The organism is Actinoplanes lutulentus (assembly GCF_003259845.1).
Classification (GTDB): Bacteria; Actinomycetota; Actinomycetes; order Mycobacteriales; family Micromonosporaceae; genus Actinoplanes; species Actinoplanes lutulentus.
On the sequence record NZ_QLMJ01000019.1, the window covers coordinates 211,168 to 229,864 of the forward strand.

18 protein-coding genes and 1 pseudogene are annotated in these 18,697 nt (G+C 68.3%); 10 read left to right on the plus strand and 9 right to left on the minus strand.

Annotation, left to right across the window (positions count from 1 at the left end; genetic code table 11):
- Positions 1-45: 45 nt before the first annotated feature.
- Positions 46-2,298 (minus strand): annotated as a pseudogene (locus B0I29_RS34365) (ATP-dependent Clp protease ATP-binding subunit); the annotation flags it as partial.
- A gap of 302 nt (positions 2,299-2,600) precedes the next feature.
- Between B0I29_RS34365 and B0I29_RS34370 the strand changes: the two are divergent.
- From B0I29_RS34370 to B0I29_RS34380, 3 genes are all read left to right on the plus strand, one after another.
- Positions 2,601-3,278: a GAF and ANTAR domain-containing protein gene (locus tag B0I29_RS34370; RefSeq protein ID WP_111653331.1), complete on the plus strand. Its 678-nt coding sequence runs from the start codon at positions 2,601-2,603 to the stop codon at positions 3,276-3,278.
- A gap of 28 nt (positions 3,279-3,306) precedes the next feature.
- Positions 3,307-4,413: an ANTAR domain-containing protein gene (locus B0I29_RS46060; RefSeq protein WP_220091503.1), complete on the plus strand. Its 1,107-nt coding sequence runs from the start codon at positions 3,307-3,309 to the stop codon at positions 4,411-4,413.
- 83 nt (positions 4,414-4,496) lie between these two features.
- Positions 4,497-5,483 carry a hypothetical protein gene (locus tag B0I29_RS34380; RefSeq protein WP_111653294.1) on the plus strand — a complete coding sequence of 329 codons (987 nt, stop codon included), beginning with the start codon at positions 4,497-4,499 and terminating at the stop codon, positions 5,481-5,483.
- Here B0I29_RS34380 and B0I29_RS34385 read toward each other — a convergent pair.
- Genes B0I29_RS34385 through B0I29_RS34395 form a run of 3 tightly spaced genes read right to left on the minus strand, consistent with a single transcriptional unit; the run spans position 5,480 to position 8,522 of the window.
- A complete protein-coding gene (locus B0I29_RS34385) occupies positions 5,480-6,046 on the minus strand; it encodes an ECF transporter S component (RefSeq protein ID WP_111653295.1) in 567 nt (188 codons plus the stop codon). The genes B0I29_RS34380 and B0I29_RS34385 overlap by 4 nt on opposite strands.
- The gene (locus B0I29_RS34390) at positions 6,043-6,810 is read right to left on the minus strand and encodes an energy-coupling factor transporter transmembrane component T family protein (protein ID WP_181558111.1); all 768 of its coding nucleotides are present in this window, start codon (positions 6,808-6,810) and stop codon (positions 6,043-6,045) included. The genes B0I29_RS34385 and B0I29_RS34390 overlap by 4 nt, the downstream gene beginning before the upstream one ends.
- Positions 6,807-8,522 carry an ABC transporter ATP-binding protein gene (locus B0I29_RS34395; protein WP_111653297.1) on the minus strand — a complete coding sequence of 572 codons (1,716 nt, stop codon included), beginning with the start codon at positions 8,520-8,522 and terminating at the stop codon, positions 6,807-6,809. Before B0I29_RS34395 ends, B0I29_RS34390 begins: the two co-directional genes overlap by 4 nt.
- 152 nt (positions 8,523-8,674) lie before the next feature.
- On the opposite strand from B0I29_RS34395, the gene B0I29_RS34400 reads away from it, so the two are divergent.
- Positions 8,675-9,343, plus strand: coding sequence for a DUF6807 family protein (locus B0I29_RS34400; protein ID WP_111653298.1), 669 nt, complete (start codon positions 8,675-8,677; stop codon positions 9,341-9,343).
- Here the strand turns inward: B0I29_RS34400 and B0I29_RS34405 are convergent.
- On the minus strand, positions 9,314-10,330 hold the full coding sequence (locus B0I29_RS34405; RefSeq protein WP_111653332.1) for a LacI family DNA-binding transcriptional regulator: 1,017 nt from the start codon (positions 10,328-10,330) through the stop codon (positions 9,314-9,316). The genes B0I29_RS34400 and B0I29_RS34405 overlap by 30 nt on opposite strands.
- A gap of 75 nt (positions 10,331-10,405) precedes the next feature.
- On the opposite strand from B0I29_RS34405, the gene B0I29_RS34410 reads away from it, so the two are divergent.
- Entirely contained in the window at positions 10,406-11,632 is a 1,227-nt protein-coding gene (locus B0I29_RS34410; protein ID WP_111653299.1) for an MFS transporter, read from the plus strand.
- Between the two features lie 185 nt (positions 11,633-11,817).
- Here B0I29_RS34410 and B0I29_RS34415 read toward each other — a convergent pair whose 3' ends face one another.
- The gene (locus B0I29_RS34415; RefSeq protein ID WP_245972972.1) at positions 11,818-12,411 is read right to left on the minus strand and encodes a TetR/AcrR family transcriptional regulator; all 594 of its coding nucleotides are present in this window, start codon (positions 12,409-12,411) and stop codon (positions 11,818-11,820) included.
- 73 nt (positions 12,412-12,484) lie between these two features.
- On the opposite strand from B0I29_RS34415, the gene B0I29_RS34420 reads away from it, so the two are divergent.
- Complete coding sequence (locus B0I29_RS34420) at positions 12,485-13,576, plus strand: FAD-dependent monooxygenase (protein ID WP_111653301.1); 1,092 nt, start codon at positions 12,485-12,487, stop codon at positions 13,574-13,576.
- A 118-nt stretch (positions 13,577-13,694) separates the two neighbouring features.
- Here B0I29_RS34420 and B0I29_RS46065 read toward each other — a convergent pair whose 3' ends face one another.
- A complete protein-coding gene (locus B0I29_RS46065; protein ID WP_181558112.1) occupies positions 13,695-14,126 on the minus strand; it encodes a hypothetical protein in 432 nt (143 codons plus the stop codon).
- Between B0I29_RS46065 and B0I29_RS34425 the strand changes: the two genes are divergently transcribed.
- The 3 genes from B0I29_RS34425 to B0I29_RS34435 are packed head-to-tail and all read left to right on the plus strand — an operon-like array spanning position 14,125 to position 16,588.
- The gene (locus B0I29_RS34425; protein ID WP_181558113.1) at positions 14,125-15,075 is read left to right on the plus strand and encodes a hypothetical protein; all 951 of its coding nucleotides are present in this window, start codon (positions 14,125-14,127) and stop codon (positions 15,073-15,075) included. The two genes, B0I29_RS46065 and B0I29_RS34425, sit on opposite strands and share 2 nt — an antisense overlap.
- Positions 15,076-15,135: 60 nt before the next feature.
- Entirely contained in the window at positions 15,136-15,996 is an 861-nt protein-coding gene (locus B0I29_RS34430; RefSeq protein WP_111653302.1) for an RNA polymerase sigma-70 factor, read from the plus strand.
- A gap of 1 nt (position 15,997) precedes the next feature.
- Positions 15,998-16,588 carry a TetR/AcrR family transcriptional regulator gene (locus B0I29_RS34435; protein ID WP_111653303.1) on the plus strand — a complete coding sequence of 197 codons (591 nt, stop codon included), beginning with the start codon at positions 15,998-16,000 and terminating at the stop codon, positions 16,586-16,588.
- A gap of 234 nt (positions 16,589-16,822) precedes the next feature.
- Here the strand turns inward: B0I29_RS34435 and B0I29_RS34440 are convergent, their stop codons facing one another.
- Positions 16,823-17,290, minus strand: coding sequence for a hypothetical protein (locus B0I29_RS34440; RefSeq protein WP_146616975.1), 468 nt, complete (start codon positions 17,288-17,290; stop codon positions 16,823-16,825).
- Positions 17,291-17,565: 275 nt separating this feature from the next.
- On the opposite strand from B0I29_RS34440, the gene B0I29_RS34445 reads away from it, so the two are divergent.
- Positions 17,566-18,135, plus strand: a complete 570-nt coding sequence (locus B0I29_RS34445; protein ID WP_220091504.1) for a P-loop nucleotide/nucleoside kinase family protein — start codon at positions 17,566-17,568, stop codon at positions 18,133-18,135.
- Between the two features lie 117 nt (positions 18,136-18,252).
- On the opposite strand, the gene B0I29_RS34450 is transcribed toward B0I29_RS34445, so the two are convergent.
- The gene (locus B0I29_RS34450; RefSeq protein ID WP_111653305.1) at positions 18,253-18,558 is read right to left on the minus strand and encodes a DUF7677 family protein; all 306 of its coding nucleotides are present in this window, start codon (positions 18,556-18,558) and stop codon (positions 18,253-18,255) included.
- Between the last annotated feature and the right edge of the window lie 139 nt (positions 18,559-18,697).

An 18,697-nucleotide genomic window follows, 5' to 3' on the forward strand; every position in this document is an offset into this window, starting at 1 on the left:
GAGGCTGACCGGCACGCTGTCGGTGGCGGCGCGGAAGGTCAGGTGGTCGTCCTCGCGGTCGACCACCACCGTCTGCCCCGGGCGCAGCTCGTTGAAAAGGATCTGCTCCGACAGCGTGTCCTCCAGGTCCCGCTGGATGGTCCGCCGCAGCGGGCGAGCACCGAAAACCGGGTCGAAGCCTTTCGCCGCCAGGTACTTTTTCGCCTCGTCGGTCAGGACCAGACCCATGTCCTTGTTCTTCAGCTGGCCCACGATGCGGGCGATGAAGATGTCCACGATCCGCAGGATCTCGTCCTCGGTCAGCTGGTGGAAGACGATGGTGTCGTCGATGCGGTTCAGGAACTCGGGGCGGAAGTTCTGCTTCAGCTCGTCGTTGACCTTCAGCTTCATCCGCTCGTAGGAGCTCGCTGACGCCTCGGACGCCTGGAAACCGATCGACACCGCTTTCGTCGCGTCACGCGTACCGAGGTTGGTCGTCAGGATGATGACCGTGTTCTTGAAGTCGACGATCCGGCCCTGCCCGTCGGTCAGGCGGCCCTCCTCCAAGATCTGCAGCAGCGTGTTGAAGACGTCCGGATGCGCTTTCTCGATCTCGTCGAAGAGGACCACCGAGAACGGCTTGCGACGAACCTTTTCGGTCAGCTGGCCGCCCTCGTCGTAACCCACGTAGCCCGGTGGCGCGCCGACCAGCCGGGACACCGTCGACCGGTCGTGGAACTCGGACATGTCCAGCTGGATCAACGCGTCCTCGGACCCGAAGAGGAACTCGGCCAGCGCTTTGGACAACTCGGTCTTACCGACACCGGACGGGCCCGCGAAAATGAACGACCCGGACGGCCGCTTCGGATCTTTCAACCCCGCTCGGGTACGCCGAATCGCCTTCGCCACCGACTGCACAGCATCGTCCTGACCGATGACCCGCTGATGCAACTCGTCCTCCATCCGCAGCAGACGGGTGGTCTCCTCCTCGGTCAGCTTGTGCACCGGGATGCCGGTCCAGTTGCCCAGGACCTCGGCGATCTGCTCCTCGCCGACATCGCTGCCGACCTCGGCACTCGTCATCCGCTGGATGCGCATCCGTGCGCCGGCCTCGTCGATCAGGTCGATCGCCTTGTCCGGCAGGAACCTCGCCGAGATGTAGCGATCCGCCAGCGTCGCGGCCGCCACGAGGGCCGCGTCGTTGATGGTGATCCCGTGGTGCTCCTCGTAACGCGTACGCAAGCCTTTGAGAATTTCGATGGTCATCACGACGGTGGGTTCCTCGACCCGGACCGGCTGGAACCGGCGTTCCAGAGCGCCGTCCTTCTCGATGCTCTTGCGGTACTCATCCCCCGTCGTGGCGCCGATCGCCTGCACCTCGCCGCGGGCCAGCACCGGCTTGAGGATCGACGACGCGTCGATCGCACCCTCGGCCGCCCCTGCGCCGACCAGGGTGTGGATCTCGTCGATGAACAGGATGATGTCGCCGCGGGTGCGGATCTCCTTGAGCACCTTTTTCAGGCGCTCCTCGAAGTCACCGCGATAGCGCGAGCCGGCCACCAGGGCGCCGAGGTCCAAGGTGTACAGCTGCTTGTCTTTCAGCGTCTCGGGCACGTCGCCCTTGACGATCGCCTGGGACAGGCCCTCGACCACGGCGGTCTTGCCGACACCGGGCTCGCCGATCAGGACCGGATTGTTCTTCAACCGGCGGGACATCACCTGCATGACCCGCTCGATCTCTTTCTCCCGGCCGATGACCGGGTCGAGCCGGCCCTCCCGGGCGGCCTGCGTCAGGTTGCGGCCGAACTGGTCCAGCACCGGTGAGGCCGACGGGACCGGCGCCGTCGCCGTGCCGGTCACGGTGCCGGTGGGATCTTTCTCCGGGTAACCGCTGAGCAGCTGGATCACCCGCTGCCGGATCTTGTTGAGGTCGGAGTCCAGGCGGAGCAGCACCTGCGCGGCGACACCCTCGCCCTCACGGATGAGGCCGAGCAGGATGTGTTCCGTACCGATGTAGTTGTGGCCGAGCTGGAGCGCCTCGCGCAGAGACATCTCCAGGATCTTCTTGGCCCGCGGGGTGAACGGGATGTGCCCGCTCGGCACCTGCTGGCCCTGCCCGATGATCTCCTCGACCTGCGTCCGCACCCGGTCGAGGGAAAGGCCGAGACTTTCCAGAGCGCGGGCGGCGACGCCCTCGCCCTCGCGGACCAGCCCGAGCAGCAGGTGCTCGGTGCCGATGTAGTTGTGGTTGAGCAACCGCGCTTCTTCTTGCGCCAGCACGACGACTCGCCGCGCCCGATCGGTGAACCGCTCGAACATGCCATCACGTCCCTCATCAGCGCAGTGATTCAAGGAACGCGCTGAGTCGGAGACTCTTGGCCGATGACGGGCTCGGGCGGGCGCTCCACCCACGACTGAGCTTACTACCCGGTGAAACAGCTCAATCTCATCCTTCGTGGGTCATGTCAACGGCCTGCACCCGGGGAGGCGTAGTCTGTGGTCAAGCTGCCGGCACGGTGCGGCCAACAGGCCGGAGGGCACCGTCATGACTGGCTTCGCAGATGATTCATCCGGCCGTGGCCGTTTTGCCTAGTGCCGGCCATCGCACGCGGGTGGCGCAGATGGTGGCAAGTCACGGTCCTGATGTCGCTCAGCTGTGCGAGGCCTGCGTGGCCGGGCTGCCGGGTGTGGGCGGCGCCGGGCTTGCCCTGATGAGCTCGCTTCCGGCGCAGCAGGTCAGGTTCACCAGTGACCTGGTGAGCGCCCGGGTCGAGGAGCTGCAGTTGACGCTCGGCGAAGGCCCGTGCAAGGACGCCTATTCATCGCGGCGCCCGGTGCTGGTCTCCGACCTTGACGACGCCTTCTGGACCCGGCAGTGGCCGATGTTCGCCCCGGCCGCGGTGAGCGCCGGCGCCCGCGCCGTGTTCGCGCTGCCGCTGCTGGTCGGCGCGATCTGCCTCGGCGTGATCGACCTGTACCGGCGGAGCCCGGGCGCGCTGGTCGGTGACGATCTCACCGAGGCGCTGGCGTTCGCCGACGCGGCCACCGAGCTGTTGCTCGCCGAGTCGCTGCCCGGCGGACGGCTGCCCGGGACCGAGCTGGCGGCAGCCAACCGGACCGTGGTCCATCAGGCCACCGGCATGATCAGCGCCCAGTTGGACGTACCGATAGCGGAGGCGTTCCTGCGTCTGCGTGCCCACGCCTTCGTCGGCGGGCTGCCCCTCGACGAAGTGGCAGCCGACGTGGTGGCACGGCGGCTGAGGTTCACCGTTACCGGACGCAATGATGCATCACAGTGAACACGACGACCGGGAGCAGGAGGCGGCCGTGAGCACGTCACGCGAATACGATTTCGCGCAGGCCTTCGTCGAGCTGTCCGACACCCTGGTGGCGGACTTCGACGTGGTCGATTTCCTGCACGTGCTGGCCGGACGCTGCGTGGAGCTGCTCGCCGTCCAGGCCGCCGGCATCATGATCGGCGACCAGCGCGGTGCGCTGCGGGTGATGGCCTCCTCCTCGGAGAAGGCCCGTCTGCTGGAGCTTTTCGAGGTGGAGACGTCGTCCGGGCCGTGCGTCGACTGCTACCGGCGCGGGACGCCGGTGGCGGATATCGATCTGGACGAGCCCGACAGCCGCTGGCGGGAGTTCGCCGGGCGGGCCCGGGCCGACGGTTTCCGCGCGGTTCATGCCGTCCCGGTCCGTTTGCGGGGCGAAACCATCGGGGTTCTCAACCTCTTCTCGACAGCACGTGGCCCGCTCGACGACACGGTGACGCACGCCGCCAAGGCTCTCGCCAACGTCACGGCACTCGGGCTGCTGCAACATCGCGCTGTCGAATACCGGCAGATCCTTGCTGAACAGGTGCAGCACGCGATGAACAGCAGGGTCACCATCGAGCAGGCGAAAGGCGTCCTCGCCGAACGCCTCGACATGGACATGGAAGCGGCCTTCACCGAGCTGCGACGCTACGCGGCCCGCACCGGTGACCGCCTCGGTGACATCGCCACCGCCGTCACCACGGCCGATTACGGCCCGCTGGAGAACCGGACGAGGATCCTGGTGGTCCGCCGGTTCGACATCACCTCCCTGGCCGGGCTGCGCCACAAGGTGGACGCCGTCGTCGCCGGGCACGGTCTCGCCGGGGAGAAGCGGGCCGGATTCGTGCTGGCCGTGCACGAGGCGGCCGCCAACGCGGTCGAGCACGGCGGCGGCGCCGGGCAGCTGTTGCTCTGGCTGCGCGCCGGCACCTTCTACGCCGAGATCAGCGACCAGGGCGCCGGACTGCCGGCCGATTATCGGGTGGCCCTGCCAACACCGGTCGACAGCCTCGAACAGGGTCGCGGCCTCTGGCTCATCAACACCCTTTATCCGGACATGGAGCTCAACACCGGGCCAACCGGCACCCGGCTGATGGTGCGGCACCCCGGCGCTTAACGAATCCGGCAAACCGGAAGGTCGGGACCCAAGGGGGCTCCGGCCTCCCTACCTGCCCGGATTCCGTCGTAGACTCCGCGCCCATGGAGGAACGTGTGCTGCTCGGCGAGATCACCTGCCCGTCCGGTGAGCTCGTGCTGATGGATGGCGGCTATCTCGATCTGTGGTCCGGCGACCGGTCCCCGGACGACACCGCCGAGCCAGGCACCGTGGCGGCCGCCGACTTCGAGATCGCTGGTCTGCACGCCGCGGCGGCGGCCCGCTCGTTCGCCCGGCAGTCGGGGCTGTACCTCTACGACATCCCGCAGCACGGCGTCGCGAAGATCCACGCGTCGTTCGCCGAGCACTGCCGGGAGCGAAACTTCCAGGCTCAGCTGCGACTGTTCCCGCGCCGGGTGCCGCACCGCGACCGGTTCCGGCGGGCGATCAAGGGCGGCGACCCGGACTTCCTGATCACCGGGGTTCCGGTGGTGCCGGTCGGCAAGGTGCCGTCCGACCGCCCGCTTCCGGTGATCGCGATCCGCGGCGCGAACAGCTGGCGCGAGATCCAGGTCCTGTTCGGCGGCGGCGCCCCGGTGAAGACCCGGCAACTGGGCAGCATCTTCGTGGACCATGCGCGGTTCGTGTTCGCCGACGTGGACGCGCTCGGGCAGTGGGTGCACGAGGAGACCCTGGACGGGCTGGCCGACCTGGTGTTCTGGGGGCGCGACGAGGAGCAGGTGGCGGCGGAGTTCCACGCGAAGCGCACCGGCACGCCGGGTGACGACAACTTCGGCTGGCTGAACCTGCCGGACGAGAAGGCGTACCAGCAGGCGGTCCGGTTGCAGCACCGGCAACACGCCGAGCCGGAGGTGAAGTTCGCGTTCGATTTCCGGCCGCACTCGCATCACTGGCAGGTGATGGCCGGCGTCCGCGCGTCCGCCCACGACGCCGCCGCGGTCACCGTCGGCAACGCCGAGGTCATGATGGCGATGACGTCGGTGGGTGACGGCGTCTTCCCCGTACAGCTGGATCTTGATGCCGCCGGCAAGCCGGCGGCGATCCGGATCGCTGTGGGTAACGGGGATTAGAGAGCGGGAGGAGCGACCGGCCGGCGGCCGGGGGTGATTCCCCGTGCCACGCCGGTCGCCTCCAGCCGGCCCGCGATCACCAGGCCGAGCCAGGTGAAGACGATCGCGCTCACGCCCATCAGCACGAAGAACACGCCCTGCACGGCCGGGGTCATGTCGTCGATGTTGAAGAAGGTGTAGGCGCTGATCGCGTAGAAGGTCTCGAAGACCAGGGCGGTCACGTAGAACAGCCACGGCTTCCAGATCCGGTACAGCGTCAGCAGGAAACCGAGCTCCATCGCGACGCCGACCATCAGGTTTGTGATGATCGCGGACGGGCCGGCCGGCGTCGGGATGTTGATGATGCCGGCGATCAGCATGGTGAGCAGGGCCGCGCCGGGACGCCGGAGCACGGCGAGCGCCACGACCGGGCCGATCAGCCAGATGCCGACCATCGCCGCGTAGACGAGCGGCACCGCCGCGGAGATGGCCGCGGCGACGAAGTTGGCCGGCAGCAGCAGCACGCCGGTGGCCGCGCCGATCGCCGCGCACGCCATCAGGAACCGGGTGGTCAATCTCTTCATCGAATTACTCCAGAAAGGTACGGAACCAGGTAACACAGGGAGATCAACCAGGCGGCGAGTACCGCGTCGCGAGCGCGCAGCGGCACCTGCCGCCGCTCGGTGCGGGTGCGATGAGCCCCGAAACCCCGCGCTTCCATCGCGAGCGAGACCCGGTCACCGTGCCGGATCGCACCGGCCAGCAGGGGTACGGCATAACCCGCCCACCGCCGCCCGGCCGGAACCACCCCGCGCCCGCCGTCGACACCACGCACCCGATGCGCCAGCCGGATCACCTCGAGATCGCTGCGGAACCGGGGCACGAAGCGGATCGCGGCGAACCCGGCGTACCCGATCCGGTACGGCATCCGCAGGTGGGTGATCATCGATCGGACCAGGTCGGGGCCGTCCGTGGTGAGCCCGGCGAGCAGTGCCAGCAGCATCACCGACGTCACCCGCAGCCCGGTCGCGAGCCCGGTCTCCAGCGCGCCGGACCAGAGGGTGAACGGCCCGAGGGTGAACAGCGCGCTGGTGTCGTCCACCTTGGCCGGGTCGGTCCACACGCCGAACGACACGGTCATCACGGCGACCAGCGCGATCGGGCCGAGCAGCACCCCGAGCAGCGGCCGGCCGGACAAGCGCCCGAACGCGAGCAGCATGACCAGGGCGACCGCGGCGAAAATCGCCGGGGTCAGCAGGTCGCGGGAGCCGATCGACACGACCATAGCCGGCACCGGCGCCAGCACCTTGACCACCGGGTTGTAGCTCCGCAGCGAGAACAGGCTCACGACGACGTCTCCACGGCGGGCAGGTCGGCCAGCCGGGTCAGCCCGTGCCACCCGGGATGGTGGGTCAGCGCCCGGACGGCCTGAGCGATCGGCGGCGGGCGCAGGTCGGCGGTGGCGAGCAGCTCCGCGTCGGCGTAGATCTCCTCCGGCGGCCCGTCGGCGATCACCCGGCCGCCGCCGAGGACCACGACCCGGGTGGCGTGCTCGGCGACCAGGGTCATGTCGTGGCTGACCACGACGACAGTGGTGCCGTCGGCGTGCAGGGCGTCGAGCAGGGTGAGCAGCTCGGCGGCGCGCTCCCGGTCCTGGCCGAACGTCGGCTCGTCGAGCACCAGCACCCGGGGCCGGGTGACCAGCGCCGTGCCGACCGAGAGCCGCCGTTTCTGGCCGCCGGAGAGCAGGAACGGGTGCACGGCGCTCAGCTCGCGCAGACCGAGGCGGTCGAGCAGCTCACCGACCCGGGCCTCGATCTCCTCGGCCGGGACGCCACGGACCCGCAGACCGTATGCCAGCTCGTCGTCCACCCGGCTGGTGATGAACTGGTGCTCCGGGTTCTGGAAGACGAAACCGACCCGCTCGGCGAGCAGCCGCGGGTCGGCGGTGGCCGGGTCGAGGCCGTCGACGGTGACCGCGCCGCGTCTCGCCGTGATGACGCCGGCCAGGGCCTGGGCCAGGGTGGTCTTGCCGGCGCCGTTGGAGCCGACGACCGCCACGAACTCCCCGGCGCCGATGTCGAGATCAGCGATGTCGAGAACCTTTGCCGGGCCTCGGAGCACGCTCAATCCGCGTACCGAAATGGCGGTCTGTGACACCGGCGCGCGGGAGGCGCGCTGCAGGGGCGCGGGGAGCGCGGGGGTCGCGTCGAGAGCCGCAGCCAGCTCGCGCGGGGTGAGTGGCAGGGGGTCGAGAACGATGCCGGCGGTGCGCAGACGCAGCGCGGCGAGCGCGGCCGCCGGAAGCCAGACGCCCAGCTCGACGAGCTTGTCAGCGTTGTCCGCGAGGGTGGAGCGGGCCGGGCCGTCGAGCACGACCCGGCCGTCGGCGTCGAGAACGATCACCCGGTCGACCAGGTCGATCGCGGCGTCCAGATTGTGCTCGACGAGCAGCACCGCACGGTCGCGACCGGCGGTGACCTCACGCAGGGTGCGGAAGACCTCGTCGACGCCGGCCGGATCGAGGTTTGCCGTGGGCTCGTCGAGGACCAGCACCGGGGTGCGCAGGGCGAGGGCGCAGGCGATCGCGAGACGCTGCCGGCCGCCGCCGGAGAGGTGCTCGGGCGCGTCGTGGCGGCGGTCCCAGAGACCGACCTGACGCAGTGCTTGCTCAGCCATGCTTATAACGTCGCTGGCGGGCCGCAAAAGGTTCTCGGGGCCGAAGCAGACTTCGTCGAGGACGGTCCCGGTGACGATCTGCGCGTCCGGGTCCTGGAAGACCATGGCGACCTCGGCGGCCAGGCGCGGCACCGGCGTGGTCCGGGTGTCGTGGCCGCCGACGGTGACCGTTCCGTCCATGTGCGAGCCGATGACCTGCGGAATCAGGCCGTTGACGGTCAGCGTCAGGGTGGATTTGCCGCAGCCGGACGGGCCGAGCAGCAGGACCACCTCACCGGCGTGCAGCGCCGCGGTGACCTGCCGCGGCCGGGCCGGCCCCCAGCCCACGTCGTGGATCTCGTGACGGACCGAGATCCCATCGAGGCTGAGCAGCGCGCGCATGGCCTAAGGATAGGCATACCTTAATTCGAGCAATCACGATGGTTGCTTTGTTCACATGTGCGTTCCTGTGCGCCGAAAGTTGACGCAGCCGCCCACTCGGCGTTGAATTCCGTCTGGATGTGTTTGATTGGGATCGCTTCCGAGGGGACGACATGCGGACGACCACCACAGCGGACCTTCGCGTCGACCACATCCCGGGCCGCTCGGTCACCGTCATCGCCGGCGACGTCACGCTCCTGACCTACACCTATACCTCCGCGCCGGCCCTCCACCCGATCCGCACTCTCGCCGGTGACCAGCTCCCGGCGGTCTCCTGGCTCCCGCCGCACGTCGACGAGCACCCGCGCCTGCGCCCCGCCTCCGACGACATGCTGAGCGAGCTGACCGATACCGGGGTGACCGCGGCGGCCGCCCACCGTCTGATCTGGACCGGACACGACGGCGCGCCGGTGCTGTCCGAGTGGCGGTCGCTCACGGCCCATTTGACCGGCGACGACAGCTGGGTGCTCCTCTTCGAGAACACGCTGACGAACGTCTCCGGCACGGCTCTGACCTTCGGCGCGGCGGGTGCGGCGAGCGGTGGCCTGCGCTGGCGAGGCGCCCTCTCCTTCACCGGCGACGGCCCCTCGGAGGTACGCCCGGACCAGCACCACCCGGCCCGCGTGATCCTGATCGACGACGACGCCAACCCGCACCACCCGCCGCTGACCTGCATGGACGGTGCGACGGTCGCCTTCCGGCACGCCGCGGTGATCGCCTCCGACATCCACGACACCGGCGCGCTGGCCGATCTAGGCCGGACCACTCTCGCCGGTTGGTGACGCGCTCGTCCCCCGGACCACCAGTCTCGGTTCGATGACGACTTCGCGGTGCTCGACGTCCGTACCCTCGATGCGCGCGACCGCGCGACGCACCGCGCCCCCGGCCAGAGCGTCCACGTCCTGTGCGACGGTGGTCAGATCAATATGCGCCAGCCGGCTGAAGCTGCTGTCGTCATAACCGACGACGCTGATGTCGCCAGGCACCCGGTGGCCGTGCCCGCGCAGGACGTCGAGCAGGCCGGTGGCGCTGAGGTCGTTGAACATGGCGACGGCGCTGGGCGGGTCGTTGCGCATTTCCTCAGCCGCGCGTGCCCCGTCGCCTTCACCGGGACCACCCGGATAAATCCGAATATATTCGTTTAAATCGTGCCGGGTCATCGCCGTGACATACCCCTGACGACGCTCCGAAGACCCCGGCATCGTCCCGCCGTCGACATGCACGATCCGGCGATGCCCCAGCGAAACCAGATGATCGACAGCCAGCTCCGACCCGCGGGCGTCATCAGTGCGCACCACGTCGACATCGCGCTGCCGCACCGGACGCATCATCGCCACGACCGGCATCCTCGCGGCCAACACCCCAAGATCAGCAACTTTGGTACGCGGACTGAACAACACCAGCGCCTCGCACCGGTCCTGCAACAACCCGTCGATCGCCGTCCGCTCGTCCCGGCGGGGTGTCACGGCGCTGAGCGTCAGCTCATAACCCACCGCACCCGCCGCGTCATAGAGCCCGGTCAGCAGATCGGTGTGAAACGGATGCCGCACGTCGAAGACGACCCCGATCAGGCGGCTGCGCCCACTACGCAACAGACGCGCACGACTGTCCGGCTGATAACCCAGACGCTGCGCGACCTCGAGAACACGCGCCCGAGTCGCGGCGCCGGCCCCGGATGCACCCCGCATCACGATCGACGCGAGCGCCACCGAAACACCCGCCTCGGCCGCGACGTCGGCAAGGGTAGTGCGCCGCTCCCCTGACTGCATAGCCGCCATCGTACGTTGTGACGACTAGAACGTTCTATACCGCCATCCCACTAGAACGTTCTAGAGTTTCCTCCCGTGGACAACCTGACAGCCGGCCGCCGCTGGGCCGCCCTGCTCGCCCTCGCCCTGGGCGGTTTCGGACTCGGCCTGACCGAATTCGTCGCCATGGGACTGCTCCCGGAGATCGCGAGCGACCTGCTTCCCGCCGAATACGCCCGCTCGCACGAGGCCGCGGTGGCGTCCGCCGGCTGGATGATCACCATCTACGCGCTCGGCGTGGTCATCGGCGCGCCCACGATCGCCGCGCTCACCGCCCGGATCGCCCGGCGCCGACTGGTGATCAGCCTGCTCGCGCTGATGGTCGTCGGCACCGCGGCGTCCGCGCTGGCGCCGACGTTCGAGCTGGTGCTGGCCGGCCGTTTCGTGGCGGCTCTCGCCCACGGCGCGTACTTCGGCGCCGCCGGCATCCTCGCCGCCAGCATTCTCGGCCCGGGCAACCAGGGCAAAGGCGTCGCCATGGTGATCGGCGGCCTGACCGCGGCGAACCTGCTCGGCGTACCCCTGATCACCGCCCTCGGCCAGGCGCAGGGCTGGCGCGCCGGTTACCTCGCGGTCGCCGCCGTCTTCGCGCTGACCCTGGTCGCGGTGGCGGTCACCGTACCCGCGGTCGCCGCCGCCCCGGGCGGCTCACCCGCCGCCGAGCTGCGCGCTTTCCGCTCCCCGCAGGTCTGGCTGGTCGCGGCGACGGTCGCGGTCGGCACCAGCGGATTCTTCGCGGTGAACAGCTACGTAGCCCCGGTCACCACCCAGATCACCGGACTCTCCTCCGGCATGGTCCCGTGGGTGATGGCCGTGATGGGCCTCGGCATGACCGCCGGCATCGCGATCGGTGGCATCGCCGCCGACTGGAACCTGCGCACCACCGTCCTGATCGGCTTCGTCGCGATGCTCATCTCGGTGATCGTTTTCGCACTGACCGCAGCCCACCCGGCAGGCCTCTTCATCGGCGCTTTCCTCACGGGCGCGGCCAGCCTCTTCATCGTCCCGGCGCTGCAGGCCCTGCTCATCGCGGCCGCCCCCGACGCTCAGCTGATGGGCGCCGCGGTCAACCAGTCCTCCCTCAACATCGCCAACAGCATCGGCGCGGCCCTGGGCGGCGCGGCCATCGCAGCGGGCTGGGGATACCTCTCCTCAGCCTGGCTGGGCGTAGCCCTCACGGTCGCCGGCCTGGTCCTTGCCGTGATCAGCTTCCGCACCAAAACCCCCACCCACCAAGACCACCGCGAGCCGGTCACCGTCTAACCCCTTCTTGGGTACGCGCAACCGCCCGCCCGGTCCGCTCGCCGGCCGCCGGCCCGTCCGTCCGCTCGCCGCCCCGCCCGCTCGCCGGCCGCCCTGGGCCGATCTTGTGAGTTTGCGGCTGCCGGCGCGGCACAAACTCACAAGTTTCGCGGGCTACCGGGTTTCCGAAGCCGTCAGCCGCTCGGTCACCGGAACCACGGTGCCAAAGCCTCATCCGTCGCCGCCTGCACCGCCCGCTGGACCGCCGCCGGATCATCCGCATCCGGCGAGTCCTCCAGCAGCACCTGCAGCGCCCCGGTCACCGCCCCCACGAAAGCACCCGTCAACGCCGCCGCCCCCATCTCCCCCAGCTCCGGGAACGCCGCCGCCAGATGCCGGGCGATCTCCCTCTGCGCGTCCATCTGGATCTGCAGGGCACGACCGCGCACAACCGGCACCGTACGGATCAATTTCAGTCGCAGCGCCGCAAGCCGCCCACTCAGATCGTCGCTGTCCTCACCCACCGCCCGCAGCGCGCGCAGCAGCACAGCCGGCGGCTGATCATCCGGCCCACGCGCGGCGATCGCGTCGGCGGCAGCCCGCACGCGCAGGTCACTCTCGGGAAACAGCAGGTCTTCCTTGGCGGCGAAATAGCTGAAGAACGTCCGCGTACCGATCTCAGCCGCCGCGGCGATCTGAGCGACCGTCGTCGCCTCATAACCCTGCCGTTCGAACAACTCGGCCGCGGCGGCGACCAGCGCTGACCGGGTCCGCGCACGCTTGCGATCACGAAGGGACACCACGGCAGTATAAGCACCCACTGCAAAACAGCACTCGTTGCAATATTGCACTGAGTGCGATTAGCCTTCGGCCATGACTTCACCCACCGCACTGATCTCCGGCGCCGGCGTCGCCGGTCCGACCCTCGCCTTCTGGCTGGCGCGAGCCGGGTGGCGGGTCACCCTGGTCGAGCGCGCCGCGGCCGAGCGTTCCAGCGGAAACCCCGTTGATGTACGCGGACCGGCCTTCACCGTGGCAGCAAAGATGGGCTTGACGTCCCGCCTACGCGACCGGGCCACCCACGCCACCGCCATGCGCGTGATCGACGGCAACGGCCGCCGGATCGCCCGCATCCCGATGCCAGCAGCAAAGGGCCAGGAGGTCGAAATCGGTCGCAGCGACCTTGCGTCCGTTCTCCTGGACGCGACCCGCGACGACGTCGAACTCCTCCTCGACGACACGATCACAACGCTGACCCAGGACCCGGCCGGCGTCGACGTGACGTTCGCGCACGCCCAACCCCGTCGTCTCGACGTGGTGATCGGCGCCGACGGCCTGCACTCGACAACCCGCCGGCTCGCCTTCGGCCCGGAGTTCGCCTTCGTCGAGAAGCTGGGCCTGCACGTGGCGACGATGCGCCTGGGCGGCCCGGCCGAGGACCCCGACGAGGTGCTCCTCTACAACACTCCGGGCCGTCTGGTCTCGATCCACCCGGCCCGTGGCGAAGCCATCGCCGCCTTCATCTTTCGTACGCCGACCAGCGCGGACAGTTCGAAGCAGCTGGTCATCGACGCGTACGCGGGCGCCGGCTGGCGAGTCCCCGAGCTGCTGGAACGCCTGAAAGAGTCCGACGACGTCTGGTCGGACGCGGTCAGCCGGGTCCGCCTCCCGTCCTGGAGCAACGGCCGCATCACCCTGCTCGGCGACGCCGCGTCCTGCGTCTCCCTGTTCGGCGACGGCTCGACCCTGGCGATGGCCGGCGCGCACACCCTCGCCGAGGCACTCACCGAGCTGCCGCCGCAGGCCGCGTTCCAGCGATACGAGTCCCGGCACCGCACCCTGGTCACCCCGAAACAGCGCACCCTCCGCCGCACCTCGGCCCTGCTGGTCCCGGCCACCCGTACCGGCCTGGCCGCCCGCAACACCGTGGCCCGCTGCCTCACCAGATTCCACGCCACCGCGTAAAAGTGATATGCGAATACACCGGAAATGACCGGCATTGACCGAGCGCTAAAACCGTACCTATTCTCGGCCGCGACGCCGCGCTTTCCGCAATGCCGAAAAAGCGCGGCACCTCTATGTCTCAGGGAGTGCGGCACGTGAAAACCCGGCTGTGGCTCAGCGCGGCGGCGACCGCCGCCGGCATCGCATTGATCGGTACGGGAATCGCGGTGGCCCGCCCCGCAACCACGGGCGTGTCCACGGCCCTGCCCGAGCCACCGCCCGCCGCGATCAGCCAGGCCGGCAGCCCCGCAGCCGGCACAAATGCCAGCCCTGACGTCAGCACCACAGCCAGCAACAGCACCGACGCCTCGGCCTCGACAAGCCCCGGCCCGAGCGAGAGTCCCGGCGCCTCGGTCAGCGCGAGCGCCGCCGCCGCGAATCCATCGAAGGCGCCCTCGACGACAACAACCAGCGACTGCGGCACCGGCGCCTTCCAGGCCGAAGCCGTGAAGAACGGCACCACCTGGACCGTACGAAACGGCGAATCCACGCTCATCACCACACCGGACATGAACACCGCCGTTCAAGCCGCCATCGACAGCCTCACCCCGAACCGCACCACGAAGGAACGCGTCGTCGTCCGCGGCTCCGGCGACATCCCGGCGGCCGGCCGGATCACCATGCGCAGCTTCACCACGCTCGACGTCTGCGGCACGATCAACGCGACCGGCGCGACGGCCACCGACCGCGGCCCGATCTTCGCGCGCGGCGTCACCGACATCGAGGTGCAACACGTCACGGTCACCGGCGCACCTTTGTACGGCATCTTCATGCGCGACGTGGCGAACGTGAAACTCGGCCAGATCACCATGCGGCTCTCCGGCGGTCTGGGCGTCCGCATCGACAACGGCAACACCGGCGACTACACCAAGAACGTCAAGATCGACGATGTGTACGTGTCCGGAGCAGGCTCGCACGCCGTGGAGACGTTCGGCGTGGACGGCCTGACGATCGGCACGGTGACGGCCCGTAATGTCGGCGAGTCCGGCCTGCTGCTCAACAAGACGATCAACGCGACGATCGGCACGGTGGACGCGGTCGACGCCGGCAACGGAACCGGGTACGCCGCTTTCCGGATGGCGAACCGCAACGGCCGGGTCGGTGACGCGTACCCGTCCAACATCACTGTCGGCCTGGTCAAGGCCCGCGGCGGTGCGCGGGGCATCTTCTGCGTCTCGGAGAGCGGCGGTGCCACGATCGGCCGGGTCGACATCGCGGGCACCGGCAACAACGCCATCCTGATCGAGAACTGCTACAACATGACGATCGGGACCAAGGGCGGCACCGTCACCGGCGGCGGCGAGGTCCGGCTGGCCGCCCGCGCCGAGTTCCCGAACAACAAGGACATCACTTTGCGCGGCTTCACCCTGAAGAACAACACCATCCGCGAGACCCCGTGCGCTGACGGCTTCACCCTGACCGGCGTCACCCTGACGAACGCGACCGTCGACCGCTGCTGACCGGCGTGTTGTGAGCTGGGCCGCTGGTTTTCACGGCGACGGCGGCCCACGATAAGGGACATGACGGATCTCGACGAGGCTGCGGCGGTTTTCACGAGTGTGCGGCCGCGGCTGTTCGGTATCGCGTACCGAATGTTGAGCTCTGCCTCGGAGGCCGAGGATCTGGTCCAGGACGTGTGGCTGCGGTGGCAGGCCTACGACCGGTCGGTCGTGGAGAACCCGGGCGCATTTCTGGCGACGACCACCACCCGGCTCGCGATCAACGCGTTGCAGTCGGCGCGGGCGCGGCGGGAGACCTACATCGGGCCGTGGCTTCCGGAGCCGGTGGACACGTCCGCCGACCCGTACCTGGGTGCCGAGCGCGGTGAGGCGCTGGAGTTCGCCGCGCTGCTGCTGATGGAGAAGCTGACGCCGAACGAACGCGCCGCCTATGTGCTGCGGGAGGCGTTCGACTATCCGTACGCCCAGATCGCCGACATCCTGCACTCCACCGAGCCGGCGGTGCGGCAGCTGGTGAGCCGGGCGAAGAAGCATGTGACCGGTGAACGCAAGGCACCGGTGAACGCGGAGGCGCAGCGGGAACTGCTGACGAACTTCCTGGCGGCGGCCCGGTCCGGTGACATGGCGGCGCTGGAGAAGATGTTCACGGTCGACGTGACCAGCCTCTCCGACGGCAACGGCGCCCACCAGGTGTCGCGGTACCCGGTCGACGGCGCTTCGAAGATCGCTCGTTTTCTCACCACCATCTCGTCCTGGTACTGGGAGGGTCTCACCATCCGCTGGGCCGAGACGAACGGCCGGACCGCGGCCGTTCTGGAGAAGGACGGGGCCGTGCAGGCGGTCCTCACGGTCAGCGGCACCGACGACGGCATCGATCAGGTGCTGTGGATGATGAACCCGGAGAAACTGGCCGCGGTCTGACATGGGCAGGACGAAGGAGGAGATCCTTCTCGCGGCGGAGCGGATGTTCGCGGGGCAGGGGTTCGAGGTGTCGCTGCGCGAGATCGGCGCCGCCGCCGGCCAGCGCAACCACTCCGCCGTGCAGTACCACTTCGGCGACAAGGCCGGGCTGGTCAAGGCCCTCTACGAGTACCGGATGGTCCCGCTCAACGCGCACCGCCGCACGCTGCTCGACGACCTGCACGCCACCGGATCGAGCGGCGATCTGCCGTCCATCGTGCGGGTCTGGCTGACCCCGCTCGCCGACCACGTCGTCAGCCGTCGCGGTCACAGCTGGTATGTCCGGTTCATCAGCCGGTTCGTACTCTCCGGCAGCTATCAGGAGATGCCGTTCTCCGGCGATTACTTCGCCCCGATGATCGAGGTGTTCGGCCTGCTCGCACGCCGCCTGCCGAACCTCACCGAGGAACGCCTGCGCACCACCAACCTGCACACCGTGATCGTGCTGGCCGACCTCGAACAACGCCTCGACGACCCGGATTTCACCGAGTCCGAGGCCACCGCCGTCGTGGACGAGCTGCTCCTGACCACCCTCGCCGTACTCAACGCCTGAGCCAGTCGTCCCGCCAGTTCGGCGCGGCCCGGGGCCTCACTCGGCCCAGAGCACATGCAAAATTTGGCTCTACACCCACTGCAGATGTGGTCACATCCACAACGGGTGTAACCACGTTTCGCAGTAGTTCGCCCGCTACCGGCAATCTTGAGCGACTCTCCACCCTTCCAGGTGGACACTCGCTCAAGATCTACAGAACGTCATCGCGCGGCATGCCTGCGCACTGATCCTGCATCACACGGGCGCGCTACTGATGAAGGCCTCCGGCCGGCACAGTACGGTGATTCGATACGACAGGCCGACGTTGGACCAGATCTGGCCCCGCAGCGTGAGGCAGATGCCGACCCGGTCCTCGTGCTCCGGGTGCTCGAAGAAATCCGCACTGGGGTCCGCGATGGCGCCGACCAGCCCTTGTGTGCCCTGCTTCGTGCCCGCCACCTGAAGCAGGCCGACGGCAATCTGAATCTCGGCGTCGTCAAGCTCGCCGACGGTGTACCAGTGCGTGTCAGGAAGAAACAACTGCGAGTCGACAACGCGCCGCTGGTAGTTCGGCCCCATCATCCCGGATGCCGGGTCGGGGACGTCACCGATCCACGCCACCCCCGCGAAGTCGGTGCGCAGCCGCTGAGCGTCGGAGCGGAACTCCGTCACAAGCGTGTCAAAACGAGGCTGGGCGGCGAGGTGCACGGATGCGTCGGTCATGATCGCACTCTAATCCGGGCCGGTGACCCCCAACGTGGCCCGGTGTCCATCCCGATCGCCGCCCACCACGCCGAGCAACACGCCTTCAACCGCGACGCAAGGTGCAACGAACGCCGGTGACATCCTCTTGCGATGCCCAGACTCACTGACGAGGAGCTTCAAGGCCACGAGCGCACCAGAAAAGGAGCGCGTCGGCCCACGCACAACGTTCAACTGCCGATGAGAGGGCGTCCAACTCAGTTTGCCCGATCCGAAGCGCATGGCACGGTAGATACGTGATCGTGAAGCCCACGCTGTACCTGACGGTTGGTCTGCCCGGCGCTGGAAAGACGACGCTGGCGAGGCGGCTCGCAGAAGAGCGATGCGCGCTTCGACTTACCCCAGACGAATGGATGGCCCCTCTCTTTGGGGACGGTGAAGCTGACGGCCGGCGGGACATCCTTGAAGGGCGGATGATCTGGACCGCGCACCAAGTGCTGCAAAGCGGCGCCCCTGTCATCCTGGACTTCGGATGCTGGGCAAGTGACGAGCGGTACGCGATCCGGGCGATCGCAGAGTCCACGGGCGCTGGTTTTGAGCTGCGATACGTTGCCGTCGACGAATCGGAACGTCGGACGCGAGCGCAGCGCCGCTGGCGCGAGAGTCCCGAGTCAACGTTCTTGATGGTCGACTCCGATCATGACCAATCTCTGGCTCAATTTCAGCCCCCAACAGCGGACGAGCTTGCTCTTACACCGCTTCCGGCACCACCGTCAGGATCAGAGAACTGGCAACACTGGGCGAGCGAGCGCTGGCCAACGCTGCCTCGCCTAGATCTGGACATCGCAACTGAACAGTCGCCGTGATCAGTGGTCGAGCTGCGCCATCTCCGGCTCAAGATCGAAGCTCGAGAAATTGTGCAGGAGTTCCGAACTGCCGATGAAAGGGCGTCCAGTGAATGGCGGCTCGTATTGCAACTAGTTCTATAGTGGCAACTCAAGTTCCCACGGGGCGAAAGGTGGCTCCGCTCGGTACGTGTTGTCACAGACTCGTCGAATCCATTGGGCAGCGCGATACTCCGCGTCGTCATAGTTAGTCACCTCGCCTGTTTCATCGACATCGAGGACGTTGGCGAAGATGGCGAACGCCTGCTCGAGGCCTGACCCGTGCGACATCAAGATGGGGCGATAGTCGAAATCCTCCAGCAGGTCCATGACGAGCGTGCCGTTCGCCAGATAAAAGGCGAAGAAGCGAATCGCGGACCTGACGTCCTCGGATAGGTGTGCCACCGGGAGATCATCTCTTAAGGTCGATGCTGAAGGACCAACGCGCTCAACTGGCACCCCTCTGTGTCAAGAGGCGGTGAGAAGCGGTGCTCTAAGCTGGTCTTCGGCGGGTCCGGGAAGTGACTTCTCCGAAGTGTCGACC

What these genes read in the sequence shown, in the direction of transcription:
- B0I29_RS34435 (WP_111653303.1), top strand. Translation starts at nt 15,998, where the DNA reads ATGGGCAGGACGAAGGAGGAGATCCTTCTCGCGGCGGAGCGGATGTTC.
- B0I29_RS34430 (WP_111653302.1), top strand. Translation starts at nt 15,136, where the DNA reads ATGACGGATCTCGACGAGGCTGCGGCGGTTTTCACGAGTGTGCGGCCG.
- B0I29_RS34400 (WP_111653298.1), top strand. Translation starts at nt 8,675, where the DNA reads ATGCGGACGACCACCACAGCGGACCTTCGCGTCGACCACATCCCGGGC.
- B0I29_RS46065 (WP_181558112.1), bottom strand. Translation starts at nt 14,126, where the DNA reads ATGTCCGGTGTGGTGATGAGCGTGGATTCGCCGTTTCGTACGGTCCAG.
- B0I29_RS34395 (WP_111653297.1), bottom strand. Translation starts at nt 8,522, where the DNA reads ATGCGCGCGCTGCTCAGCCTCGATGGGATCTCGGTCCGTCACGAGATC.
- B0I29_RS34420 (WP_111653301.1), top strand. Translation starts at nt 12,485, where the DNA reads ATGACTTCACCCACCGCACTGATCTCCGGCGCCGGCGTCGCCGGTCCG.
- B0I29_RS34440 (WP_146616975.1), bottom strand. Translation starts at nt 17,290, where the DNA reads ATGACCGACGCATCCGTGCACCTCGCCGCCCAGCCTCGTTTTGACACG.
- B0I29_RS34380 (WP_111653294.1), top strand. Translation starts at nt 4,497, where the DNA reads ATGGAGGAACGTGTGCTGCTCGGCGAGATCACCTGCCCGTCCGGTGAG.
- B0I29_RS34405 (WP_111653332.1), bottom strand. Translation starts at nt 10,330, where the DNA reads ATGCAGTCAGGGGAGCGGCGCACTACCCTTGCCGACGTCGCGGCCGAG.
- B0I29_RS34370 (WP_111653331.1), top strand. Translation starts at nt 2,601, where the DNA reads ATGGTGGCAAGTCACGGTCCTGATGTCGCTCAGCTGTGCGAGGCCTGC.
- B0I29_RS34385 (WP_111653295.1), bottom strand. Translation starts at nt 6,046, where the DNA reads ATGAAGAGATTGACCACCCGGTTCCTGATGGCGTGCGCGGCGATCGGC.
- B0I29_RS34425 (WP_181558113.1), top strand. Translation starts at nt 14,125, where the DNA reads ATGAACACCGCCGTTCAAGCCGCCATCGACAGCCTCACCCCGAACCGC.